This window comes from Xenorhabdus sp. TH1 (assembly GCF_037260955.1).
Taxonomy (GTDB): Bacteria; Pseudomonadota; Gammaproteobacteria; order Enterobacterales; family Enterobacteriaceae; genus Xenorhabdus; species Xenorhabdus griffiniae.
Map to the genome: position 1 here is coordinate 2,056,180 of NZ_CP147734.1, position 26,021 is coordinate 2,082,200.

Here is a 26,021-nt window from a genome sequence, read left to right on the forward strand (position 1 = left end):
TTTAGCCAAACTGTGGCTTTTAATTATTTAACAAGCCGGTGATCTCGTTGGATCACCAGCTAATTCCTAATGTTTTATTATGTACAGATCTTTGGTATGGAAGTTATCTAAGGGATCTTTACCGGTATAACCACCGACATAAGGTTTTAGCAAACGAGAATTTGTATAATAATAGATAGGAATAATTGCAGAATCTTTATCCAATTGCGCATTAGCTTTAGCATAAATTTCAGCACGTTCTTCGTCGGTTTTGACTTGAAGTGATTGTTTCATTAATGCATCAAATTCTTTGCTCTTATAATAGGCTGTGTTATTGCTACTATTGGATAACATGGCGTTCAAGAAGGTAGAAGCTTCATTATAATCAGCACACCATCCTGCACGAGCAATGTCGTAGTTACCTTGATGGCGGGAGTCAAGGAAAGTTTTCCATTCCTGATTTTCAAGAGAAACATCAATACCGATATTCTTTTTCCACATAGATGCTGCGGCAATGGATAACTTTTTATGCAAATCGGAAGTATTGTACAGTAGCTTAATTTTCAAGGGATTATCTTTAGTAAATCCAGCCTCTGCCAAAAGTTTTTTCGCTTCTTCATTACGCTGCTGCTGATTTAATTTGGTATACCAGTCTGGTTTCTCATCTTTAAAATCGGCGATATAGGGTGGTGTATAACCATAGGCAGGTATATCACCCTGATTTTTCACCTTATTAGTCATAAGATCTCGATCTATACCCAGTTTCAGTGCAGTACGCACACGGGGATCATTAAATGGGGGTTTTTGGTTATTGATTTCATAATAATAAGTACATAAATACGGGTTTACACGCAACTGTTCAGGAATTTCTTTTTTTAGTTTTGAGAATAGTTCTATCGGTAAATTGTTATAAGTCATCTCAATTTCGCCAGCGCGATAGCGGTTAACATCGGTGACTTCGGAGGAAATAGGCAAGACAGTGATTTGATTAATAACTGTATTCTTATTATCCCAATAGGTTGGACTACGTTCGAAAACAAGACGTTCATTGATCACCCAACTTTTCAGTTTATAAGCGCCATTACCGACAAAGTTCAGGGGTTGCGTCCATTTTTCGCCATACTTCTCTACAGTTGCACGATGGACTGGTGATGTACTTGGACGAACAAACAATCTGACTAAATAAGGTACAGGTTCGCTGAGTGTCAATTCTAACGTATGATCATCCAATGCTTTGATACCCAACGTTTCAGGTTTTTGTTTACCTCTGATGATATCGTCAACATTGAGAAGATGGGCATATTGAAGAAAACTTGCGTATGGGGACGCAGTATTTGGATCTACCAGACGGCGCCAACTGTAAACAAAATCCTGTGCAGTGACAGGGTCACCATTAGACCACTTTGCATCTTTACGCAGATGGAATGTCCAAACTTTGAAATCCTTATTTTCCCAACTTTCTGCAACTCCCGGTATAATTTTACCGTCAGGATCATTGATTACCAGAGTTTCAAATAGATCACGCGCGATATTAGACTCTGGTACACCTTCGATTTTATGCGGGTCCAACGATTGTGGTTCAGAGGCATTGTTACGAACTAGCACCTGTTTTGCAGCGTCCGCAAGTTGCACGCCTGCAGGCACTTGTGCTGCAAAAGCTGGCCACCCAATCATCATACCTAACGCTACCGTAATACCAGTAGCCAGTTTTTTCTTTGTTGTGTTTATCATCTTATTCTCTCCAATTGATATCATTTGACCCATTAAAGTCATATCCACACATTGGGCTGGTTATTTTCCGTATCCAAAAGGAACTATTTTGTTTACGGTAAAACAATATCTTGTGACGATAATTAATTATTCACCTTTTTAATATACAAATTCTTTAGATCGACATAATCCATGGGATCTTTCCCTGTCATTCCCCCAACAGTCGGCCGAATAAGGCGCACACTGACTCGGTAATAAACCGGTATCAACCCTGAATCTTTATCTAGCTGAGCTTCGGCTTGCTGATAAAATTCCTTACGTGTCGCATCATCTTTGGCAGTCAGGGCCTGCTTAAGCAAGTTATCAAAAGTCTCACTTTGGTAAAAACCAGTATTGGTACTGCTACTTGACAGCAACATATTCAAGAAAGAAGAGGGTTCGTTATAATCGCCACACCATGTCGCTCTTGCGACATCGTAATTTCCTTGGTGGCGGTTCTGGAGAGAAGTTTTCCACTCTTGATTTTGCAAAGTGACTTTTGCGCCAATATTTTTCTGCCACATAGAAGCCGCAGCAATGGCTTGTTGTTTATTTTGCTCTGATGTGTTGTATAACAAAGTAAACTTAAGGGGGTGACTGGCATCAAAACCTGCCTCTTTCAACAATTCCCTTGCCCGCTGATTGCGTTGTTCCTGGGTCCAACTTGCCCATTCTGGATTAATAGTCAAACCGCCGCCAATATATGTGGGAGTATATCCATAAGCCGGAATTTGCCCCTGCGCCATAATTTTTTTCGTAATGATATCGCGATCAAGACTCAGTTTTATGGCTTCACGCACCCGTTTATCTTTAAACAGAGGGTTCTGATTATTGATTTCGTAATAAAACGTGCACAAATAAGGTGAAATTTGCAATTGTTCGGGGATATCCCGTTTCATTTTTTGGTATAGATCAGGAGGAATAGCACTATCAGTAATATCCACTTCCCCGCTACGGTAGCGGTTAACACTACTAACTTCAGAGACAATAGGCAGGAAAGTGCCTTTTTCAATGAGGGTTTCTTTATTGTTCCAATACTGAGGATTACGCGTTAAAACAATTCGCTCATTGACCACCCAATCCTTCAATGTATAAGCACCATTGCCAATATAGTTTTCCGGTAATGTCCATTTATTTCCCCATTTTTCAACCACATCTTGCCTGATAGGTTTCATCGCTGTATAGCTTAACATGTCAATCAGATAAGGAACTGGCTGGCTAAGTGTTACCTGGAAACGGTGATCATCTAACGCCTTAACCCCCAATTGTTCCGGTGATTTGATTCCTTTCAGAATATCGTCAACGTTCTGAATATAGGCATATTGCAAATAACTGGTATAAGGCGAGCCAGTATTTGGATCAGCGAGCCGGCGCCAACTATAGACAAAATCCTGCGCAGTCACAGGATTACCATCACTCCATTTGGCGTCATGACGCAAATAGAATGTCCATACCTTATAACCATCATTTTCCCATCTTTCTGCTACGCCAGGCTCAGTTTCACCATGTGGCCCGGTCGTTACCAGTCCCTCCAATAGATTGCGAATAATGACGGTTTCTGGAGCACCTTCAACTTTATGAGGATCCAATGAAGTGACTTCGACACCATTGTTAACGGTTATTTCTTGTTTTTCAGCTAAGGTAACGCCTGCTGGAAGAGTTGCAGCAATGCTCTGAGCCACAGGAAAAGATAATAAAACGATATTCGAAATCAACTGACCTAACTTTAATGTTTTTTTTCTCATATTTTTCCCTAAGTTATAAACAGTAAATGAATCGTTTTTAATTTACTAACTCAACTAATTTACTTAGTTCGTTAACAAATTATAATTAACCTACTAAAAAACCATGTCCACATAATAATTGTTATTTGATTCCTATAATAAATTTATTAAAACATTAAAATTATTCATTATCCCTGTATACAATACACTTACAAAATAAATGTAATGCAATGATAATTATCATTTTTATTCTATTATCCCCAAGCGATATCTATGGAATATTATCAAAAGAGAAAATAAACATTATTTTAACAAAAAGCAATTACGACAAAGTAAAAGCCCATCTTCATCACAAAACAACGATGCAAGCCACCGGTTAGACAAGAGTATAAAATTTCATCTCACTACATGAATAATTTGAATAAATATATAAATTATTCTTGCTATACGCATTAAACTTCAAGTTGCAATTTACAACACGCTATGAAGCCTGATTTCTCCCTGCTTCGTGGGGAGAAATCACATGCATCTTGAAGTTTGAAGTTTGATTGGTATATATCACAGTAACCCAGGAAACAAAGATATCGAACTTAATAACAACCAATTTTCGCGTTTATTTTGCTTATCTTTACATGACTTATCGTTGTTCATCGATACAGTCATCATGACTATCAGCGCATTCACCTAAAAATACAGTAAATCGAAACTATTTCGGTAAGTTAAATCAATTAACTTAGTGATTGCAACTGAGCACTCTCCCTTACCTACAGGCAATACAATAATAACAAAGTTAATAAATTGTGTTTATACAGTTAAATAATTAACTAGTTCTCGTTGATCCAAAAACAATAGCTGAATTGAGTCAGCTTGATGTTTTCATGATCTAAATCACAATACAAATGCCGGTAAATGGTAAGCTGTATTCAAGACAAAATTTTAAGGAAAGTAACTATTTCTATATTAATCAATTTGTTGAGTAATTTATCACGGCAATTAGCAGTATTTACGATTAAATTCAAATAATTAATCTTATAATTTTATTTAATAAGTTAATAATCTCGCAGCTAATTTCCCTAAAAATATTTAAATTTGTCAGGAGTAATTTTTATGACTGTAGTCCATGTTGCAGAACTCAATGAATTAGTTGCTCGTGTAAAAAAAGCCCAGCAGGAATTTGCCCGATTTTCTCAGGAACAAGTTGACCGAATTTTTCGAGCTGCTGCCCTTGCCGCTGCTGATGCCCGTATTCCACTAGCAAAATTGGCCGTATCTGAATCTGGTATGGGCATTGTGGAAGATAAAGTGATCAAAAACCACTTCGCTTCAGAATATATTTATAATGCCTATAAAGATGATAAAACTTGCGGTATCTTATCTGAAGATAATACTTTCGGTACTATTACTATCGCTGAGCCTATTGGTTTAATTTGCGGCATTATTCCAACAACAAACCCAACATCTACTGCTATTTTCAAGGCACTTATCAGCCTGAAAACCCGTAATGGTATTATTTTTTCCCCTCATCCACGTGCCAAGAAAGCGACTAACCGAGCAGCTGAAGTTGTCTTAAAGGCAGCGGTTGAAGCAGGCGCACCAAAGGATATCATTGGCTGGATAGATGAACCTTCCGTTGAACTCTCAAATGCCTTAATGCACCACCCTGATATTAACCTGATTTTAGCAACAGGTGGCCCAGGTATGGTAAAAGCAGCCTATAGTTCAGGCAAGCCCGCTATTGGTGTTGGTGCCGGCAATACTCCTGTCGTGATCGATGAGTCGGCTGATATCAAACGAGCCGTTGCATCTATCCTGATGTCTAAGACGTTTGATAATGGTGTGATTTGTGCTTCAGAACAATCTGTTATCGTCGTTGATTCTGTTTACGAACAAGTACGTGAACGTTTTTCAACTCATGGTGGCTATCTTCTCCAGGGAAAAGAGCTAAAAGCTGTTCAAGATATTATCTTGAAAAACGGCAATTTAAATGCAGCGATTGTTGGCCAACCCGCAATAAAAATTGCTGAATTAGCTGGTATTAATGTTCCTGAAAGCACCAAAATTCTTATTGGTGAAGTTACTCTGGTAGATGAAGCAGAACCCTTTGCCCATGAAAAACTATCACCACTGCTTGCCATGTACCGTGGCAAAAACTTTGAAGATGCGGTCGAAAAAGCCGAGAAATTGGTTGATATGGGAGGTATTGGACATACGTCATGTCTCTATACCGAACAAGATAATCAGGCAGAGCGTATTAAATATTTTGGCGACAAAATGAAGACCGCGCGTATTTTGATCAACACACCTGCATCTCAAGGTGGTATCGGAGATTTGTACAACTTCAAGCTATCTCCTTCTCTGACGTTGGGTTGTGGTTCTTGGGGAGGCAATTCTATTTCTGAAAATGTTGGACCAAAACACTTGATCAATACAAAAACCGTCGCCAAAAGAGCCGAAAATATGTTGTGGCACAAACTTCCAAAATCAATCTATTTCCGACGCGGTTCTCTGCCCATTGCCCTGGAAGAAGTCGCCACCGATGGTGCTAAACGCGCTTTTATTGTGACAGACCATTTCTTATTCAATAACGGTTATGCCGATCAAGTTATTAATGTCTTGAAATCTTATGGCGTTGAAACTGAAGTATTCTTTGAGGTCGAAGCAGATCCAACATTAAGCATCGTTCGCAAAGGTGCTGAACAAATGCATCTGTTTAAACCGGACGTCATCATTGCCCTTGGCGGCGGTTCCCCGATGGATGCAGCTAAAATTATGTGGGTGATGTACGAGCACCCAGAAACGCATTTTGAGGAACTGGCTCTGCGCTTTATGGATATCCGTAAACGTATCTATAAGTTCCCGAAAATGGGTGTGAAAGCTAAATTTGTCGCCATTACCACCACTTCAGGCACGGGTTCAGAAGTCACACCTTTCGCGGTTGTTACCGATGACATAACAGGGCAGAAGTATCCTTTGGCAGACTATGCGCTTACCCCCGATATGGCAATTGTTGACGCGAACCTAGTCATGGATATGCCAAAATCGTTATGTGCCTTTGGTGGCCTAGATGCAGTAACCCATGCATTAGAAGCCTACGTTTCTGTTTTAGCCAATGAATACTCTGATGGACAGGCATTGCAAGCACTAAACCTGCTAAAAGATTACCTACCTGTTAGTTACCACGAAGGTGGAAAAAACCCCGTTGCCCGCGAACGGGTTCATAATGCTGCCACAATAGCAGGTATTGCCTTTGCTAATGCATTCTTAGGAGTATGCCACTCTATGGCCCACAAACTTGGCTCTGAGTTTCATATCCCACATGGCTTAGCTAATGCACTGTTGATTTGTAACGTAATCCGCTACAACGCCAATGACAATCCGACAAAACAGACTGCTTTCAGCCAATATGGCCGCCCACAAGCGCGACGTCGCTATGCGGAAATTGCAGATCATTTGGGGTTAACCTCATCGGGTGATCGTACTGCCGTCAAAATTGAAAAACTATTGGCTTGGCTGGAAGAAATGAAGTCTCAGCTAGACATTCCAGCTTCAATTCGTGAAATAGGTGTGCAAGAAGCTGACTTCCTGGCAAAAATCGACAAGCTTGCAGAAGACGCGTTTGATGACCAATGTACCGGTGCAAATCCGCGCTACCCATTAATCTCTGAGTTGAAACAACTGCTGCTAGATTCTTTTTATGGCCGTAAATTCACCGAAGAGAACAAACCACAGGAGGCAGTAAAACCAAATAGAAAAAATAATAAGAAAGAATAATAAATGATAGTCTGATGGATATAACTTAAAAGGCGTTTGGGTAACCCAACGCCTTTTTATTATTTTATTTTCCAGCCTTCTCAAACCGATATAATTTTAGATTTATTGATTAAAACGGGTGGCGTATTAAACCTTTCTTACCCTGGCTTCACGAATAACATCAGTATAGTGCCTACGACACACAGAGACGTATTTTTCGTTACCACCAATATCAACCTGAGCACCATCGTAAACAACACTGCCATCGCTACTAAAGCGAAGTACACGACTGGCTTTTCTCCCACAATGACAAATTGTTTTTAACTCTACCAATTTATCTGACCACGCGAGAAGATATTCACTTCCGCTGAATAACTCGCCTTGAAAATCTGTCCTTAAACCATAACAAAGAACGGGGATATCATCATAATCTACAATTTCGCAAAGTTGCTCAACATGCTCTTTCGTTAAGAATTGGCATTCATCAATCAAAACGCAATGGACTTTTTCTGCCTCATTTTCCTTTCTGATAAGCTCAGCAATATTTGTTCTTGGTGAAAACAACAAAGCTTCAGCGGATAAGCCAATACGGGAACTAACTTTCCCTTTACCGAATCGAATATCGATTTCTGCTGTAAAGATCAGTGTTCTCATTCCTCTTTCATTATAGTTATAGGAAGACTGCAATAAGGAAGTTGATTTCCCTGCGTTCATGGCAAAATAATAAAAATAAAGCTGAGCCATTGGCCTGTCCATCCTCTTGTCAAATTTAATCAGGCGATATAACAGCACCAGCTTACCACAAATTCTGGTTGAGATTATCCTTGCGATTGTCAAATGTAGAGTAGCAGAAACAAATTAGAACGAATCAGAAAAAATTATTTTCATGATAATCATCACACTTGCGCATATAAAATCAACACCATAAAATACTTCCTGCATACCAAATGAACAAAATTAACATAAAAAGAAAATAATTATTTTTACCCCCATCCTTTGAATATTAATAATCATAGTGGTTTACTTTTGTTCAATTCACCCACCATGATCATAACTAATGGATTACCCATAAAAAAACTTTCATCTCACACTTACTCTTCAACTTATTTCTAGCAAAACAGTTAATGTTTCTTACGGATTGACTATAAATTAGTTTTATACTCTATGTTTTATCCCTTACTAAACTTTACACTATTCTCCTTCACGCTTATTGAAAAATGGTAATCCCAATAGCAGGATTAAAACGCAATATATCGATCACTTCAAAAATTGCATTTTAAAATGACATGTTTTAACCTGAGAAAGTAAATTCACTATTGCAGAAAATAAAATAGCATTCTATTATTATCTCCACATCAGCTATCATCATTATAATTTGAGACCAGGACAATGAGCGAAAATTTAAAATCCTTAAATAACATCCGTACCTTGCGCGCGCAAGCAAGAGAATGTGAACTTAGTACTTTAGAAGAAATGCTGGAAAAACTTACGACTGTTGTTGAAGAACGTCGTGAAGAAGAAAACCAGGTTCGTGTACAATTAGAAGAGCGCACACGTAAACTTCAAGAATACCGTGAAATGCTGGAAAAAGACGGTATTGAATTAAGCGATTTAGTAGATGCCCTAAGTGGCAAAGCTACTGGTAAATCTAAACGTGCTGCTCGTCCAGCAAAATATTCATACGTTGATGAAGGTGAAACTAAAACCTGGACTGGCCAAGGCCGTACACCAGCTGTAATCAAAAAAGCAATTGAAGAAGAAGGCAAAACACTGGACGATTTCCTGATCTAATCAGCTGTTTTGTAAACCTGATAACAAAAATACCCTATCAAGGGTATTTTTGTTTTATGCTTAATATAAACTAACTAGGTTAATTACGGGCTGATGTAAAAACACAGAGAGTTATATTAATAGCTAAGTCGCTTTCATATTTTCGATGTGATAAAAAATAACTTAACACTAAATTAGTTTTTTATTAACATAATCTTATAAAAAAAGGAGCTAATCGCTCCTTTTCCTATTTCTACTGTTACAGTTTTTGATAAAAGCCTAAATACCAATCAGTAAATCGTTTCACCCCTTCCTTTACCGGCGTATTAGGCGAAAAACCAATTTGATTGTAAAGCGCGCTTGAATCTGCACACGTTGACAATACATCACCGTCTTGAATTTCCATAAAGTTTTTCTTCGCTTCAATCCCTAATGAAGTTTCAATAGCTTCAATAAAATCACCCAGTTTTGTCGGTTGTCCATTACCAATATTGTAAACTCTATATGGTGCAGAGCTGGTAGATATTTGTTCAGCTTCAACTGACCAGTCTTTATTAGAAGTAGGAATGATATCCTGCAACCTAACTATAGATTCAACAATGTCATCAATATATGTAAAATCTCTCACCATATTGCCGTAATTATAAACATCAAGTGGCTTACCTTCTAACATGGCTTTAGTGAATTTAAATAAAGCCATATCAGGACGCCCCCACGGTCCATATACAGTAAAAAATCTTAATCCTGTAGTGGGAAGTTGATAAAGATGTGAATAGCTGTGAGACATTAATTCATCAGCCTTTTTCGTTGCTGCATATAAAGAAACAGGATGATCAACGGAGTCATCCGTAGAAAAAGGCTGCTTTTTATTTAAACCATATACTGAACTAGAAGACGCATATAATAGATGCTCTACAGAATGATGGCGGCAACCTTCAAGTATATTGATATGACCGACAATATTGGCATCTATATATGCCATAGGGTTTTGTATTGAATAACGCACCCCTGCCTGAGCCCCTAAATGGATCACTCGCTGAAATTGATGTTTCGCGAACAATTCGGGTATTGCAACTCTGTCAGCCAAGTCTAGTTTTTGAAATTTGAAATTTGAATAAGGGAGTAATAAATTTAATCTCGCCTGTTTCAGGTTAACATCATAATAATTATTGAGGTTATCAATACCAACAACCTCATACCCCATATTCAATAACCGCTGACTAACATGAAAACCTATAAAACCAGCAGAACCTGTCACTAAAAATTTCATATATTAACTCAAATAACTGGTTTGATTGAAGCACCGCGGCCAATGCCATAATAAGTAAAACCTCGCGATTGTACGCGTTCAGGATCATAAAGGTTGCGCCCATCAAAAATCACTGGAGTTTTTAATGAATTCTTAATCACATCAAAATCAGGTGCCCTGAAGTTTTGCCATTCTGTACAGATAATCAAAGCATCAGCACCTTTTAATGCCGCTTCTTTTGTTCCCATTAAAGAGAGTTCATCACGCTGCCCATAAATACGCTGAGCTTCCTGCATAGCCTCAGGATCATACGCCTGAACTTTAGCACCACATTTCCATAACGTTTCCATCAAGACACGGCTCGATGCCTCACGCATGTCATCGGTATTAGGTTTAAATGACAGTCCCCAAATAGCAAATGTCCTGCCCGATAAATCATCACCAAAATGCTGTCTTACAAAAGCAGGCAATTTACTTTTCTGTTCTTCATTAACCTGCTCCACCGCCTGAAGAATTTTTGGCGTATATCCAATTTGTTCAGAAGTCCGGATCAGTGCCTGGACATCTTTAGGAAAACATGAACCGCCATATCCACATCCAGGGTAAATAAAGTGATATCCGATACGTGAGTCGGAACCAATGCCTTGTCGCACATGTTCAATGTCAGCTCCCAGCATTTCTGCCAAATTAGCAATTTCATTCATGAAACTAATTTTTGTTGCCAACATGCAGTTAGCTGCATATTTAGTCAATTCCGCGCTACGGATGTCCATAACTATCATACGATCATGATTACGATTAAATGGTTCATACAATTCACGCATGACATCAACCACATCATCATTATCACAACCAATAATAATACGTTCAGGCCGCATACAATCAGCAACAGCAGCGCCTTCTTTCAAAAACTCAGGATTAGAAACGACATCAAATGGAAGCTCCAAACTACGCTCGGCCAATGTTGCTTGCATCACTGCCTTAACTTTATCAGCCGTACCTACTGGCACAGTTGATTTGTCAACAACAACTTTGTAACCATCCATATTTTCTGCAATAGTTCTGGCTACAGCAGTAACATACTTAAGATCAGCCGAGCCATCTTCATCAGGAGGTGTGCCTACTGCAATAAACTGTAATTTGCCATGGGCAATACCGGCTTTAGCATCCGTTGTAAAATTCAGCCGCCCTTCAGCATGGTTTTTCTTTACCAAGGGTGTCAAACCCGGCTCAAAAATAGGAATTTGACCATTTTTTAGGTTCTCGACTTTTTTTGCATCAACATCGACACAAAGTACATCATGCCCCACTTCAGCAAATACGGTTGCTTGCACTAAGCCTACGTAGCCAATACCAAATACAGTAACTTTCATATCACACCTTAAAGTACTAGTAGATTATTTTTCAATCTGATTTTGCAAGGCCATGATCCAATCCGTGAATGACTTGCCCAATTCTTTATGTTTCATGCCATATTCAACAAATGCCTGCATATAACCCAACTTATTACCACAATCATGGCTACGGCCTTGTAAGTGATAAGCCTCAACGGGTTCTTTTTCCATCAGCATGGCAATGGCATCGGTCAGTTGTATTTCATCTCCTGCCCCTGGCGCAGTTTTAGCCAATAATGGCCAGATTTTTTCGGATAATACATAACGACCAACAATGGAAAGATTCGATGGCGCTTCTTCTGGTTTTGGTTTTTCAACAACTCGAACAATCGGTTTGCTATCCCCAGGCTGTAAATTTTCCCCCAAACAATCAACAATGCCATAATCTGCGACACTTTCTACAGGGACGGGTTCAACGAGAATTTGGCTTGCACCACGGCTATTGAAGCGTGATAACATTTCGCTCAAATTATATTTTGATAGGTCAGTACTGTACTCATCCAAAATAACATCCGGCAAAATAACAGCAAATGGCTCATCACCAATAAGTGGTTTAGCACATAACACAGCATGCCCCAATCCTTTTGCAATTCCCTGACGGGTTTGCATAATCGTCACATGACTTGGACAAATAGACTGTATTTCGTCCAATAATTGACGCTTAACTCTTCTCTCAAGAATCGCTTCCAACTCAAAGCTGGTATCAAAATGATTTTCTATTGAGTTTTTGGATGAATGTGTCACCAGAATGATTTCATTAATGCCTGCTTTGATACATTCATTAACCACATACTGAATCAGAGGCTTATCCACCAAAGGGAGCATTTCTTTTGGGATGGCTTTAGTGGCTGGCAACATCCGGGTTCCCAAACCAGCAACAGGTATAACCGCTTTTTTGACCTTTTTATTTATTACTGACACTGACATTAAATCGTCTCCTACTGATATGTTCTCACTGTAAAACTCCTTTACAGCTTAAACAATATCATTAACTCTCAGAAAAAATGATTATAAAAACACACTCATAAAAATAACGGGCACAAGTATACACTAGTTAATTCAACCAAATATACAGTGTGCTAACCTTTGCTCACATTTCAATGATTAGATGTCGGATTGTGCATTTAATCCTATTCAACAAATACTAATTTACCTTACAATTAACGATAATCTGCAATCTCTTTAAATAACTGGAGTGATTTTGACAAAAATGTGTCCCTGTGGCAGTAGCTCATCTTTCGACCTTTGCTGTAGCCCCTATCTTGAAAACCATCACCCTGCCCCAAATGCTGAATCCCTGATGCGTTCCAGATACAGTGCTTACGTTACACAAAATGCAGACTACCTTATCGCTACCTGGCACCCAGATTGTCAGGCTGAAAATTGGCGTACAGAAATAGAACAAAGTTTTGCCGGTGTACAATGGCTGGGATTAAATGTCCTCGAAACTAATCAAGGGAAACATAATAACGAGGCCTATGTTGAATTTTCAGCTTGCTTTATTGAACCAGGAAAGCAAGATAAGCAATTGATTCATGAGCGTTCACGTTTTTTGCGCATCGATCAACGTTGGTTTTATATAGATGGTATTCGTCCTGAAATAGGCCGAAATAGCCCCTGCCCATGTGGTTCAGGCAAAAAATATAAGAAATGCTGTGATTAAAACAGCATCTAAATATCAAACATCACAACTCACACACAGTGAAGAATATTTGAGGTTCTCGTAATCCATGCAAAACGCAAACATACAAAAAAAAATCTTACGTACGATTTGTCCTGATTCCAAAGGATTGATCGCAAAAATCACAAACATTTGTTACAAACATCAATTAAACATCGTTCAAAATAATGAGTTTGTTGATCATCGTACTGGCCGATTTTTTATGCGTACCGAGCTGGAAGGTATTTTTAATGACGAAACACTTTTGGCCGATTTGGATGACGCTCTACCTGCAGGTTCAAACCGTGAATTAAATACAGCGGGCCGACGTCGTATCGTTATCATGGTGACAAAAGAAGCACATTGCATTGGCGACATTTTAGTTAAAAGCGCCTATGGTGGATTGGATGTCGAAATTGCTGCTGTCATCGGCAACCATACTACTTTACAAAAATTGGTTGAGCAGTTTGATATCCCATTTCATTACATCAGTCATGAAGGCCTAACCCGAGAACAACATGATGAAGCGTTGATGGACCAGATTGATCAATATAAACCGGATTATGTTGTTCTTGCCAAATACATGCGCGTCTTAACACCCGCATTTGTTCAGCATTACCCAAATCAAATAATCAACATTCATCATTCATTCTTACCCGCATTTATTGGTGCGCGCCCCTACCATCAAGCTTATGAACGTGGTGTGAAAATTATTGGCGCAACGGCTCATTATGTAAATGATCATTTGGATGAAGGACCGATTATCACCCAAGATGTGATAAATGTAGATCATACCTATACAGCTGAAGAGATGATGCGTGCTGGACGTGATGTTGAAAAGAATGTATTGAGCCAAGCATTATACTGGGTATTTTCCCAGCGGGTTTTTGTATATGGTAACCGTACGGTTATTCTCTAATAAGCAATCAAGTATCGTGCCTTTAGCTGATTGAGGTGTAATACAGGTACTGTCTATCGATGGTATTACCCAATAGGTTACAACGCGATCATTAAGATCAAAAAGCAAGCGAACAATACTTTATGTTCAATTAGCTACTTTACAGCGGCGGTTTATCTGATATGATACCGCTCGCTGTTAACAACAGCATACAATTCAAAATCTGGTGGGGTTCCCGAGCGGCCAAAGGGAGCAGACTGTAAATCTGCCGTCACAGACTTCGAAGGTTCGAATCCTTCCCCCACCACCATCAAAACTCATTTTTTACATAAAAATCCCAAAATGGCTCTATTTGTTTTTACCAAACAATAGACTATAGTTTGCTGAATCGTAAAATTGAAATACTATACAATGACTGTGAGTAGAAAATAAGAGATCTCATTTAGTAGAATAGAGAGATGTGTAATTATGCATAGACCAAAGGTGAGGAACGAAATGACACATCATCCTTATCCTTCCTCACCACTATCAAAAATCTTTTCCAAGCTCTTAATGCATTAAGAGATCAACAAATGGTTACCTCATTACTTGCACCAATCGTCGAAATTCATCACTAATCTATTTAAAAAAATCCGTTTAAAAAATTTGCTTGAAGTAAAACAAATCAACAAAAACAAAACACTTCAAATTAACGGATAAACCAATGTCTTCAAAGTTAATGCGTTTAGATAAGCGCCATAGTGGAGCCGGGAAATCAGATAGTTTGTATCGTTCATGTAGTCAGTTACTCCATATCGCTGACGGAGTCAATGAAACGATTTAATACGCTTGAATGAGATTTTGATTTGTAGACATAACACTGATTAACTGCATCAGGTCGTGATATTGGAATGAAGCCTAGGCTTTCTCCCTCTTCCAAAGCACCGGAATGAGAATCTGTAATAAAAATATAATCGGTTGACTGAATAAAGTTAAGACAGCATTCTATGCTATCCATTTGTCGGATATTAACTTTTTCTCCATTTTTCATTATTTCCTCTTCCAAATTCTTTATCAAATTGCCTTTGTAGAGCACTGGATCACATAACCATGTTCTTTTTTTCAGCAATTGAATAAAGTCTCCGTTTACTTCATCCAATAGTTCCTTTCGACAGCAGATCCCCAAATTTGGTCCATCAATTTTCCGTACCAGGCTGAATCGGTCACTAAGTATTTTTTCTGAACTTAAAATTATTGTATTGCCCTCATAGTCAACTATTTCATCAATGTTATCATAACTGAAGCGTAATATATTAACTTGAGCATTATTTCTGTCCGCTGCTTTATAAAGCGAAATCAGATGCTTTTTCTTACCCCAATCATGGTATATATTTACAACATTACAAATACTCCCACTAATGTGTTTCTTTGTAATTTCTTTCTCTTTCAAATAAAGCTCTTTTAAGTCATTATATAATTCCACTCCGTCTTTGGTCAGAATCATCCCAAACTTCTCCCTTTTAAACAAGCGCTTTCCTAACGTCGCTTCAAAGTCTTTAATTGATTTAGCGACTGGGGGAGTCGTACGGTTCATCACTCTTGCCGCTTTGCTTAAAGAACCCATTTCCACCACCGCCATGAATGCTTCTAATTTACGAGAAAAAAACATAATTCACCGTTCCTATGTAACTTGTGGCTAAAATAATTTCCTTGAAATGGCCTTCTCATCAGGTAACCGCTAAATCAAACTTGATATTATGAAGGTACAATTTTGTACAATAAAAATAAATATTTTTCAAATGGCATTTATATAAAATGCCAGCCCCTGATGTAATAATGCGGTTTAGATGAATAATATAATTCATCTATATCATGATGAATATTCCACCGTGATTGTAATCCATTAATAAATATAACCATGGTCTACAAGCTCAAATTTCTATCAGAGATTGATTAACTCTTCTACTTTTTCATTAATTAATTTTTGTAACACGCAACATAAAATGAATTCTAAGAATAAAATTCCTCACGGAAAATTATAATATCAAATGTTGAATATAACTTATAATAATTAGTAAATTATTATAAGTTCATTAATTTACTAATCATTTATTTGGTGTCTTTTTATTTTTTAAAAATCGTTTCGATACTTTAAATTCTGGATAATGAGAGTATTATACCCAATATAGTATACATATATGAGTAAAATAGCGAATTATCAAAGTAATTAAGTAAAAATTATTATTTAATAAATAGTTACATCCTTATTTGTATCTGTTAATATTAATTAACATATTCTATAGGTGATTATAACAAAATGAAATTTATATCATTTAATATTAATGGGTTAAGAGCACGTCATCATCAACTCGCAGCCATTGTTGAACAACACCAACCTGATGTTATCGGATTACAAGAAATAAAAGTCCATGATGAAATGTTTCCTCTGGAAGAAGTCAGTAAGCTGGGTTATCACATTTTTTATCATGGTCAAAAATCTCACTACGGTGTCGCATTGCTAACTCGCCAACAACCAGTGGATATCCGTAAAGGTTTTCCTACTGATGACGATGATGCACAGCGCCGCATTATTATGGCCGATATCGAGACACCTGTTGGTTTATTAACTGTAATCAATGGCTATTTTCCTCAAGGAGAGAGCCGTGATCATCCGATTAAATTTCCTGCAAAAGAAAAATTTTATCAGGACCTACTATCTTACCTAGAAACTAATCATTCTCCGGAGTCACACATTTTGATTATGGGAGACATGAACATCAGTCCAACAGATCTCGATATCGGCATTGGAGAAAACAACCAGAAACGCTGGTTAAAAATGGGAAAATGTTCTTTCTTACCAGAAGAGCGAGAATGGATGGAACGCTTAAAAAATTGGGGGCTTATCGATACATTCCGGGTAAAATATCCTGAAGCTAATGATCAGTTTTCTTGGTTCGACTATCGTTCAAAAGGTTTTGATGATAATCGTGGACTGCGCATTGATTTGCTGCTTGCCAGCCATCCTCTGGCAGAAAGATGTATATCCTCTGGTATCGATTATGCTATACGCAGTATGGAAAAACCATCCGATCATGCCCCTATTTGGACAGAGTTTAAGATATAAACAACGATCATGAAACACAGCACCTCCATTATGGTGCTGTGTCGTTATCGTGAATTATCCCTGATTAACTTGATCTTTCTTTGCTCTGCTCTTACCAGATTTTTCCTGCTTGCCTTTACCTTTTTTGGTATTAACAGGAGCAGGAGGCAAGTTCCTAAAAGCCGTTAAATTACGATGCTGTTTTGCCTGCCAGATCAATTGCTGCAATGTTTCCTGAAGGGGGAACATAAAATCCTGATAACGGAATTGCTTTTCGCTGATTTGTGTCAGCCGAGATTCCCAATGTGCTGTCATATCTGGCAATACCGCCATGTCCGGTAACACATGAATTAACGCCCTGCCAGCCGGAGTCGCGTGAATATAGCGTCCTTTTTTGTACAGGAAATCCCGTTTGAATAGTAATTCAATGATCCCCGCTCGAGTCGCTTCAGTACCTAAGCCATCGGTTGCACGAAGCACCTTTTTCAAATCTTTATCCTGCACAAATCGAGCTATGCCAGTCATTGCAGACAATAGTGTCGCATCAGTGAAAGGCCTTGGAGGCTGTGTCTGTCTTTCCACCACTTCACCTTTCTCACACAATAATTCATCTCCTTTAGAAACAACAGGTAACGGCGTCCCTTCATTCTCTTCATCCCGTTCCTTGTTGCCAAGTAGAGTCCGCCAACCCGCCTCTGCTAGAAAACGTGCCTTAGCGATAAATTTTCCACCAGCAATATCAAGTTCAATCGTACATTTCCGAAATACCGCATCAGGAAAAAACTGCATCAGGTATTGTCGCGCAATCAAACTATAAATATGGCTTTCATTTTCGGTTAAATTAACTTGGCTACTACGTGCAGTAGGAATGATGGCATGGTGAGCATCAACCTTCTTATCATCCCAACAGCGGTTCTTTTGCTCTATATTTAAAGCATTCTGCGGAAACAAATGGGTAGCATGAACCGAAATGGCATTCAGGACTGCATGACGCCCAACAAAATGTTCTTCCGGCAGGTAACGACAGTCAGAACGCGGATAAGTGATCACTTTATGGGTTTCATAAAGCCGCTGACAAATGTCAAGGACATCCTGAGCACTCAAAGCAAAACGCTTGGCCGCTTCAATCTGCAAGGATGAAAGGGAAAAAGGTAATGGTGCCGTTTCTGTTTCGCGCTTATCCTGATAGGAGGAGACATAGGCAGGTTGTCCAGTAATACGCGCAACAACATGCTCAGCTAACGGCCGGTGAATAATTCTGCCTTCTTCATCCTGAAAATCAATGCAAGATTCACTCGGTTGCCATAAAGCCGTAAATCGCTCTTCATTGGGTGTAACAACGTGTGCTTTAACTTCAAAAAAATCTTTTGGCACAAAATTTTCTATCTCTTCATCACGACGTACAACCAAACCTAAAACAGGGGTTTGCACTCGCCCGACCGATAATACCCCCTGATAACCGGCATTTTTGCCTAATAAAGTGTAAGCACGGGTCATGTTGATGCCATAAAGCCAGTCTGCCCTGGCTCTGGCGAGCGCAGAAACACATAAGGGGATAAACTCCCGATTGCTTCTTAGCCGTTCAATCGCTTTTGCGACTGCCTGGGGATTGAGATCATTGATTAAGCATCGCTGGACATTGTGTTTTTTATCCATATCCAGATCTAAAAAATCCAGCACTTCATCCACCAACAATTGCCCTTCGCGATCAGGGTCACCTGCATGGACTATCTCGTTTGCTCTTTCCAACAGGGATTTAATTGTGTTGAGCTGTTTGGCCACGGCTGCCCGTGGCTTTAACTGCCATTTTTCAGGAATGATCGGTAAATCAGCCAATACCCAACGAGCATAACGGCTATCGTAGGCATCAGGTTCGGCCTGTTCCAATAGATGACCCACACACCAAGTCACAAACTGGTTATTACCACATTCGATAAACCCATCCCCACGTCGATGGGGCTTCGGTAAAACATCCGCGATAGCCCTCGCGAGGCTGGGTTTTTCTGCAATAAAAAGACGCATGGAATTATTCAAGAACTTCAATGAGTGCCCTGCCTGAGCTTGGCTCAGTCAGTTCACCAATAGCAAAAAAATCAATGTCGTGGCTTCGTGCAACGGCTTTCGCCTCTTCCACGGCATCCGGCAAAATCGCCAGTAATAAACCACCCGAAGTTTGTGGATCACACAAGAGATGACGTTGATGGGAAGCCATCTTTCCAATTAAGTGCCCATAGCTGTCAAAGTTGCGTCCCGTTCCTCCAGGTACACAACCTTTTTCGATATAAACATCAACATCTGGCAATCTCGGAATTTGTGAAAATTTGATCTTCGCCTGAACACCAGAACCTGCACAAATTTCACTTAAATGCCCTAACAAGCCGAAGCCTGTTACATCCGTCATAGCGGTAACACCTTCAATTCCTGCAAAATCTGTCCCCGCTTTATTCAACTGGCACATAATTTCTTTCGCAATACCTTGGTGTTCGGGTTGTAACAACCCTTTCTTTTCAGCCGTAGTCAATACGCCAACGCCCAAAGGCTTAGTCAGGAACAGGAGACTGCCTGCTTTTGCCTGATTATTACGCTTTACACGTTCAATATTGATGATTCCCGTCACTGCCAAGCCGAATATGGGTTCAGGGGCATCAATAGAATGCCCTCCAGCCAAGGAAATACCCGCTTCCTGACAAACAGCCCGGCCTCCCTCAATAACATTTTGCGCAATTTCCGGTGCCAGTTTATTAATTGGCCAACCCAAAATCGCAATTGCCATGATGGGTTTCCCTCCCATCGCGTAAATATCGCTAATGGCATTAGTCGCCGCAATACGGCCAAAATCAAACGGATCATCAACAATAGGCATAAAGAAATCCGTAGTACTAATGATGCCTGTACCATTACCAATATCATACACAGCAGCATCATCACGGGTTTCATTACCTACCAAAAGATTAGGATCGAAAAACTTTGCCTGTTCACTGTGCAAAATAGTTTCCAGCACTTTAGGCGAAATTTTGCAGCCACATCCGGCACCATGGCTGTATTGAGTCAGACGGATTTCTGTTGACATTAGTCGCTCCAGTTAAGAAGTCACTGACAAATTAGAAATAACTGACAAAATTCGTCAAATCTGGCATTGCAACTTTTGCAGGTGCCCTCAGTTCTGGGGTTCCTAAGTACAAGAATCCCACAATCTTGTCATTTTCCTTACATCCCAAGCCTGCCTTAACAATGGGATCTTCTGTCCATGAGCCTGAACGCCATATACCGCCAAAACCTTGGGTGATGGCGGCCATTTGCATCGCGTGAACGGCACACCCTGCAGCAACCACTTGTTCCCATGCCGGAACTTTTGCATGTTCAACGACCTTGGCGATAACGGTAATAATCATAGGTGCTCGGTAAGGGGCATTTTTTGCTTTCTCCTCAACATCCTTGCCCAGACCACCTTCAATTGCCGCTTTTTCAAGAAGATGACTAAATTTATTTATTCCTTCCCCTTCCATCACAATAAAATGCCAAGGACGCAAAGCCCCGTGGTCAGGCGCTCTCATCCCTGCAGCTAAAATATGTTGCAATTCACTGTCTTTTGGCGCGGGGGTTGTTAAACGTGAAACTGAACGACGATTTAACAAAAGTTCCAAAGCATTCATTCTTTTCTCCTAAATAAGATAATCTGTCTCAAGCCCACATTCTCTGTTTATTCGTTAATGAATGAAAGCACATAAACTGTTTTTTCAATCAATAACATGATTTCCAGCTGACATTTTCCAGTGAGCTGATTAGGATAACCCCTCTTGATACCATAACCGGAGATAATATGCGCAAATTATGGCACTTCACGGCAGCATTATTTAAATGGAGTTGGAAACTCCTAAATTTTGTTCGCCAGTTTATTTTCAATCTTATTTTTATTCTGTTGATCGCTGTTATCGTTGTTGGGGTTACTGTTTACCAGCAACAATCCAAACTTGACGATAATTATCACGGGGCGTTGTATGTCAACCTATCTGGTATAGTTCTTGATCGCGTAACTGATCGCAATCCACTCGAACAATTTACCAAAGATCTTATTGGGCCATCCAATAGCAATTACAAAGAAACCTCCGTGTTTGACGTTGTTGACAGTATTCGCCGCGCAAAAAATGATCCCCAAATTACGGGCATGGTATTAGATCTAAATAATTTCATCGGCGCAGACCAAACTTCTATGAGGTATATTGGTAAGGCTATCAACGAATTTAAAACTGCTGGTAAACCTGTTTTTGCGATTGGTGATGCTTACAGCCAATCACAATATCATTTAGCCAGCTATGCCAATAAAATATATTTATCTCCACTTGGTTCCGTTGATATCCATGGTTTCTCCACCAACCATTTATACTACAAATCATTGTTGGATACGTTGAAAGTATCTACCCATATTTTTCGTGTGGGAACCTATAAATCAGCGGTTGAACCCATACTGCGCGACGATATGTCACAAGAGGCTCGTGAAGCTGACAGCCTCTGGCTTAACGAATTGTGGAACAATTACTTAAATACCATCGCAGTTAACCGACATATCCCTGTTGATCAAGTCTTCCCTGGTGCAGCAAACTTTATTGAAAAACTCCGTAAAGCGGGTGGGGACTTTTCACTGTATGCGTACCAAAACAAACTAGTGGACTCTATTGAACCCCGCAATGCGGTTGAAAAGAAAATGCGGGAAAAATTTGGTTGGAACAAAGAACAAAAACATTTCAATTACATCAGCATCTATGACTACATTGACCAAAAACCAATACAATATGCAGATAATAAAGGCAATATTGCTGTCATTGTTACTGAAGGTGCAATCTTAGAAGGCAAGCAATCGCCGGGTATCGTTGGAAGTGACACTATTGTTGAACAACTACGTGCCGCACACCATAACCCCAACATAAAAGCGATCGTATTACGAGTAAACAGCCCAGGTGGTAGTATCGGTGCGTCCGAAATTATTCGCAATGAATTGGCAGCCATCCGAGATGACAAGACTGGAAATGCGAAACCTATTGTAGTTTCCATGGGAGGGATGACTGCCTCAGGGGGTTACTGGATATCTACCCCTGCTAACTACATCATTGCTGATCCGAGTACCTTAACAGGCTCGATTGGTGTTTTTGGTGTCATTCAGACCTTTGAAAAGACGCTCAATTACGTTGGTGTGAATACCGACGGTATTTCAACAACGCCATTAGCTGATATTTCTGTTACCAAAGGTATTAACCAGACGTTCTCAGATGTAATGCAGCTCGCTATTGAGAGTAGCTACAGTAAGTTTATTAAGCTGGTTGCAGTTGCCCGTAATAAGTCTGTAGATGAAATTGATAATATCGCTCAAGGGCGTGTTTGGAGTGGCATTGATGCCAAAAAGCATGGTCTAGTCGATCAACTGGGTGATTTTGATGATGCCGTTAAAAAAGCCGCTGAGCTGGCAAAGATCAAAGATGTCTCACTGGACTGGATGCAACCTGAACTTTCATTCTCGGAAAAATTCATGCTGGGACTGACTTCATCAGCGCAAGCACTATTGCCAAATACTTTACAATCAATGTTGCCTGCTCCATTTGCCGAAGTCGCTCAAGATGTAAAAAAACAAGCTGCATTTTATAACAATATGAATGATCCACAGAATATATACACATTCTGCCTGAATTGTGTCGATATTCGTTAAATAACTGACTAAATTTACAACAAATTTAAAGCCTGATTTCACTCTCAGGCTTTTTTTATTCCTGATACTCCCTATAATCCAGCTAAATGTTTTTATTGAGGCGTTACCATGCAGAAGAAATCGATCTATGTTGTTTACACCGGCGGTACTATTGGGATGCAACATTCCCCTAATGGATACATTCCCGTTTCCGGTCATTTACAACAACAACTCGCCAAAATGCCAGAATTTCACCGTCCAGAAATGCCGACATTCACGATCCGTGAACACCAACCCCTGATTGATTCTTCTGATATGAGTCCTGACGATTGGAGCATTATCGCAAATGACATCTATCAGAATTATCATGACTACGATGGTTTTGTTATTCTGCATGGTACGGACACCATGGCTTTCACTGCATCAGCACTCTCCTTCATGTGCGAAAACCTGAATAAACCCATTATTGTGACAGGGTCACAAATTCCTCTGGAAGCATTGCGTTCCGATGGACAAACCAATCTTCTTAATGCGCTGTATCTCGCAGCGAATTACCCTATTAACGAAGTTAGCTTGTTTTTTAACAATAAGTTATTTCGTGGCAATAGAACAATTAAAGCCCATGCAGATGGCTTTAATGCTTTTTCATCCCCTAACTGCCCTCCATTGATGGAAGCCGGAATAAATATTCGCACCTTCAAAACAAATCCTATACCTGCTAGTCATGGCGAATTTTTTGTGAATACCATCACATCACAACCAATTGGTGTCGTGACTATCTACCCGGGATTATCCAGTCAGGTGGTAGAAAACATTCTCATGCAACCAGTCAAGGCGTTAATTTTACGCTCTTACGGTGTTGGCAATGCTCCACAACGGGCTGATTTGCTACAAACGTTAAAGCAAGCGACTGAGAGAGGTATTATTGTGGTTAATTTGACACAATGTATTTCAGGCCGGGTCAACATGGAAGGCTATGCGACTGGTCATTCTCTGGCTGCATCAGGTGTTATCAGTGGTTATGACATGACTTTCGAAGCAACTTTAACAAAATTGCACTATTTATTAAGCCAATCTTATACCCCTGAAGAGATCCGCTATCTGATGCAACAAAATCTGCGGGGAGAGTTGAGTTATGCTGATGAATAATGAACAGATGAGTCGAGAAATATGATGAAAACAGCATTATTACTTATCGATCTACAAAACGACTTTTGTACTGGAGGCGCCCTGGCTGTCAAAGATAGTGATGCAGTGATTGAAGTAGCAAATAATGTTATTGCACGATGTCAGGAAAACACTATCACTGTCATCGCCACTCAAGATTGGCATCCGGCTAATCATATGAGTTTTGCAGAAAATTCAGGACAAAAAGTAGGTGAATTAGGCGAACTCAATGGCATTCCTCAAGTATGGTGGCCTAATCACTGTATACAAGGAGAGTTTGGTGCGGAATTTCATCCTTTGTTAAATCAATCTGCTATTCAAGCAATTTTCCGCAAAGGTGAAAATCCCCAAATAGATAGCTACAGTGCATTCTTTGATAATGACCATAAAAGCAAAACTCACCTGGATGATTGGCTAACAGAGCAGAAGATACAACGCCTGATTGTCATGGGTATCGCCACTGATTATTGCGTAAAATTTACCGTACTTGATGCCCTGGCACTCGGTTATGAAACCTATGTCATTATTGATGGCTGCCGTGGTGTTAATATCCAGAAAGATGATAGCCAACAAGCATTTGAGGAAATGGCCGGAAAAGGGGCAAAGTTAATTCTACAAAGTGAAATTATATCCATTTTATAACTCCCCTAGCTCCTTCATAAAATTAAAAAGAACCTCGTTCTTCAACAGAAATAGGGCGAGGTTCTCAATTCATGCCATTTCAATCTTCCGACTGAGGTTTTAATTTTGCAACCATGTCGGACTGAAATATAGCCTTTAACTCCTGCTTACTTTTCATGGTAATTTGACCGTCTGTGCCAATCGTCATATGTTCAGGATCATGATTATATTTTGCTTGCCAGAGCATCACCGCCTGTAAACTGTATTCTTTCTGTTCTGGCGTGAGTGGTACACCATCCTGCCATTTTCCCAGTTCAACAGCCTGAACTAATCGCTGATAAATTTCAGGAGTCATGGCGGAGAGTAAATCATCCAACTTCATCGAAATTTCCTTAATGGCTATGTGCTCTATTTTGCTACATGCACTACATATTTTACTTGTACGGCCGTAAGCCGACATGGTTATTATTAATATTATTGACCTTAAGAACAGTTAAGAATACTTTATCAAAAATAAGCTGAATCGTTTCTTTTTAGTTCATAAGGCCAACTTTTCATTTAAATTCAGCGTATTCAAAATAACATTAACCTGCCGTTTCTTCGCCTGTTTCTTTATCAACAAAACGCAGCGCTGCTGAATTAATACAAAAACGTTCCCCTGTCGGTTTCGGACCATCGGGAAAGACATGCCCCAAATGTGCCTGACATTGGCTACAACGCACCTCTATCCGATGCATATTATGAGAATAATCATCAATATATGTGATAGCACCATCACTAATCGGTTGGTAAAAACTTGGCCATCCACATCCCGAATCAAACTTCGTATCAGAAACAAATAATGGCTGGCGGCAACACAAGCAATAATAAATGCCATTTTTCTTATTGTGCAGCAGTTTCCCTGAAAATGGCGGCTCAGTACCTGCTTCTTGCGTAACATAGCGTTGCATTTTATTAAGCTGTTCTATAGAAAGGGAAATATTTTGACTTTTAGTCATAATGACCACCTTTTAAGGTCAATGATTTCAATAAAATATCATCAGAAACAACCCAAAATTAACACCAAAATGTCAAAACACATTCTAACCTATCCAACATAGCAATTTACTTTACTAATTGTGATAAATCTCACATAACTAACCAATGGTAACTTTAAATATCTCCTTATGCCCCGATAATGGTGTGCGTAGAGCTTGTTCCAGCTGTATAGCAATCGTCTAGATAGTGATTATTAAATTGATCTTTTTCAATTGTTGACACGATTCCGCTTGACGGCTGGCAAGATTTTGGTAACTTTAAAA

20 protein-coding genes and 1 tRNA gene are annotated in these 26,021 nt (G+C 39.5%); 9 read left to right on the forward strand and 12 right to left on the reverse strand.

Annotation, left to right across the window (positions count from 1 at the left end):
• Positions 1-66: 66 nt before the first annotated feature.
• Positions 67-1,710, reverse strand: coding sequence for an oligopeptide ABC transporter substrate-binding protein OppA (oppA, locus tag WDV74_RS09150; RefSeq protein WP_338882400.1), 1,644 nt, complete (start codon positions 1,708-1,710; stop codon positions 67-69).
• A 122-nt stretch (positions 1,711-1,832) separates the two neighbouring features.
• Positions 1,833-3,473 carry an ABC transporter substrate-binding protein gene (locus WDV74_RS09155; RefSeq protein WP_338882401.1) on the reverse strand — a complete coding sequence of 547 codons (1,641 nt, stop codon included), beginning with the start codon at positions 3,471-3,473 and terminating at the stop codon, positions 1,833-1,835.
• Positions 3,474-4,559: 1,086 nt separating this feature from the next.
• On the opposite strand from WDV74_RS09155, the gene adhE reads away from it, so the two are divergent.
• Entirely contained in the window at positions 4,560-7,223 is a 2,664-nt protein-coding gene (gene adhE / locus WDV74_RS09160; protein WP_338882402.1) for a bifunctional acetaldehyde-CoA/alcohol dehydrogenase, read from the forward strand.
• Positions 7,224-7,349: 126 nt separating this feature from the next.
• Here adhE and WDV74_RS09165 read toward each other — a convergent pair whose 3' ends face one another.
• On the reverse strand, positions 7,350-7,946 hold the full coding sequence (locus tag WDV74_RS09165; protein WP_338882403.1) for a thymidine kinase: 597 nt from the start codon (positions 7,944-7,946) through the stop codon (positions 7,350-7,352).
• 645 nt (positions 7,947-8,591) lie between these two features.
• On the opposite strand from WDV74_RS09165, the gene WDV74_RS09170 reads away from it, so the two are divergent.
• Positions 8,592-8,993 (forward strand): H-NS family nucleoid-associated regulatory protein, encoded by a 402-nt coding sequence (locus WDV74_RS09170; protein WP_338882405.1) that lies wholly within the window; start codon positions 8,592-8,594, stop codon positions 8,991-8,993.
• 238 nt (positions 8,994-9,231) lie between these two features.
• Here WDV74_RS09170 and WDV74_RS09175 read toward each other — a convergent pair whose 3' ends face one another.
• Genes WDV74_RS09175 through galU form a run of 3 tightly spaced genes read right to left on the reverse strand, consistent with a single transcriptional unit; the run spans position 9,232 to position 12,536 of the window.
• On the reverse strand, positions 9,232-10,242 hold the full coding sequence (locus WDV74_RS09175) for an NAD-dependent epimerase (RefSeq protein ID WP_338882407.1): 1,011 nt from the start codon (positions 10,240-10,242) through the stop codon (positions 9,232-9,234).
• Between the two features lie 8 nt (positions 10,243-10,250).
• Positions 10,251-11,594, reverse strand: a complete 1,344-nt coding sequence (locus WDV74_RS09180; protein WP_338882409.1) for a UDP-glucose/GDP-mannose dehydrogenase family protein — start codon at positions 11,592-11,594, stop codon at positions 10,251-10,253.
• A 24-nt stretch (positions 11,595-11,618) separates the two neighbouring features.
• On the reverse strand, positions 11,619-12,536 hold the full coding sequence (gene galU / locus WDV74_RS09185; protein WP_338885569.1) for a UTP--glucose-1-phosphate uridylyltransferase GalU: 918 nt from the start codon (positions 12,534-12,536) through the stop codon (positions 11,619-11,621).
• A gap of 280 nt (positions 12,537-12,816) precedes the next feature.
• Here galU and WDV74_RS09190 point away from each other — a divergent pair, with 280 nt between their 5' ends.
• From WDV74_RS09190 to WDV74_RS09200, 3 genes are all read left to right on the forward strand, one after another.
• Positions 12,817-13,278, forward strand: coding sequence for a YchJ family protein (locus WDV74_RS09190; protein WP_338882410.1), 462 nt, complete (start codon positions 12,817-12,819; stop codon positions 13,276-13,278).
• Between the two features lie 67 nt (positions 13,279-13,345).
• Positions 13,346-14,194 carry a formyltetrahydrofolate deformylase gene (gene purU / locus WDV74_RS09195; RefSeq protein ID WP_338882411.1) on the forward strand — a complete coding sequence of 283 codons (849 nt, stop codon included), beginning with the start codon at positions 13,346-13,348 and terminating at the stop codon, positions 14,192-14,194.
• A gap of 204 nt (positions 14,195-14,398) precedes the next feature.
• A tRNA-Tyr gene (locus WDV74_RS09200) sits at positions 14,399-14,483 on the forward strand.
• Between the two features lie 474 nt (positions 14,484-14,957).
• On the opposite strand, the gene WDV74_RS09205 is transcribed toward WDV74_RS09200, so the two are convergent.
• Positions 14,958-15,821 carry a LysR family transcriptional regulator gene (locus WDV74_RS09205; RefSeq protein WP_338882412.1) on the reverse strand — a complete coding sequence of 288 codons (864 nt, stop codon included), beginning with the start codon at positions 15,819-15,821 and terminating at the stop codon, positions 14,958-14,960.
• Between the two features lie 648 nt (positions 15,822-16,469).
• On the opposite strand from WDV74_RS09205, the gene xthA reads away from it, so the two are divergent.
• The gene (gene xthA, locus WDV74_RS09210; RefSeq protein ID WP_338882413.1) at positions 16,470-17,276 is read left to right on the forward strand and encodes an exodeoxyribonuclease III; all 807 of its coding nucleotides are present in this window, start codon (positions 16,470-16,472) and stop codon (positions 17,274-17,276) included.
• A 54-nt stretch (positions 17,277-17,330) separates the two neighbouring features.
• Here the strand turns inward: xthA and WDV74_RS09215 are convergent, their stop codons facing one another.
• The 3 genes from WDV74_RS09215 to WDV74_RS09225 are packed head-to-tail and all read right to left on the reverse strand — an operon-like array spanning position 17,331 to position 20,908.
• Entirely contained in the window at positions 17,331-19,277 is a 1,947-nt protein-coding gene (locus WDV74_RS09215; protein ID WP_338882415.1) for a DNA topoisomerase III, read from the reverse strand.
• A 4-nt stretch (positions 19,278-19,281) separates the two neighbouring features.
• The gene (selD, locus tag WDV74_RS09220; RefSeq protein WP_338882416.1) at positions 19,282-20,325 is read right to left on the reverse strand and encodes a selenide, water dikinase SelD; all 1,044 of its coding nucleotides are present in this window, start codon (positions 20,323-20,325) and stop codon (positions 19,282-19,284) included.
• A 31-nt stretch (positions 20,326-20,356) separates the two neighbouring features.
• On the reverse strand, positions 20,357-20,908 hold the full coding sequence (locus WDV74_RS09225; protein ID WP_338882418.1) for an NAD(P)H nitroreductase: 552 nt from the start codon (positions 20,906-20,908) through the stop codon (positions 20,357-20,359).
• Between the two features lie 167 nt (positions 20,909-21,075).
• Here WDV74_RS09225 and sppA point away from each other — a divergent pair, with 167 nt between their 5' ends.
• From sppA to pncA, 3 genes are all read left to right on the forward strand, one after another.
• Complete coding sequence (gene sppA / locus WDV74_RS09230) at positions 21,076-22,953, forward strand: signal peptide peptidase SppA (RefSeq protein WP_338882420.1); 1,878 nt, start codon at positions 21,076-21,078, stop codon at positions 22,951-22,953.
• A gap of 108 nt (positions 22,954-23,061) precedes the next feature.
• Positions 23,062-24,081 carry an asparaginase gene (gene ansA / locus WDV74_RS09235; RefSeq protein WP_338882421.1) on the forward strand — a complete coding sequence of 340 codons (1,020 nt, stop codon included), beginning with the start codon at positions 23,062-23,064 and terminating at the stop codon, positions 24,079-24,081.
• 24 nt (positions 24,082-24,105) lie between these two features.
• On the forward strand, positions 24,106-24,741 hold the full coding sequence (gene pncA, locus WDV74_RS09240; protein ID WP_338885570.1) for a bifunctional nicotinamidase/pyrazinamidase: 636 nt from the start codon (positions 24,106-24,108) through the stop codon (positions 24,739-24,741).
• Between the two features lie 79 nt (positions 24,742-24,820).
• On the opposite strand, the gene WDV74_RS09245 is transcribed toward pncA, so the two are convergent.
• Together WDV74_RS09245 and msrB are read right to left on the reverse strand one after the other, a co-directional pair.
• Positions 24,821-25,102, reverse strand: coding sequence for a DUF1315 family protein (locus WDV74_RS09245; RefSeq protein ID WP_338882422.1), 282 nt, complete (start codon positions 25,100-25,102; stop codon positions 24,821-24,823).
• A gap of 202 nt (positions 25,103-25,304) precedes the next feature.
• A complete protein-coding gene (msrB, locus tag WDV74_RS09250) occupies positions 25,305-25,718 on the reverse strand; it encodes a peptide-methionine (R)-S-oxide reductase MsrB (RefSeq protein ID WP_338882423.1) in 414 nt (137 codons plus the stop codon).
• Between the last annotated feature and the right edge of the window lie 303 nt (positions 25,719-26,021).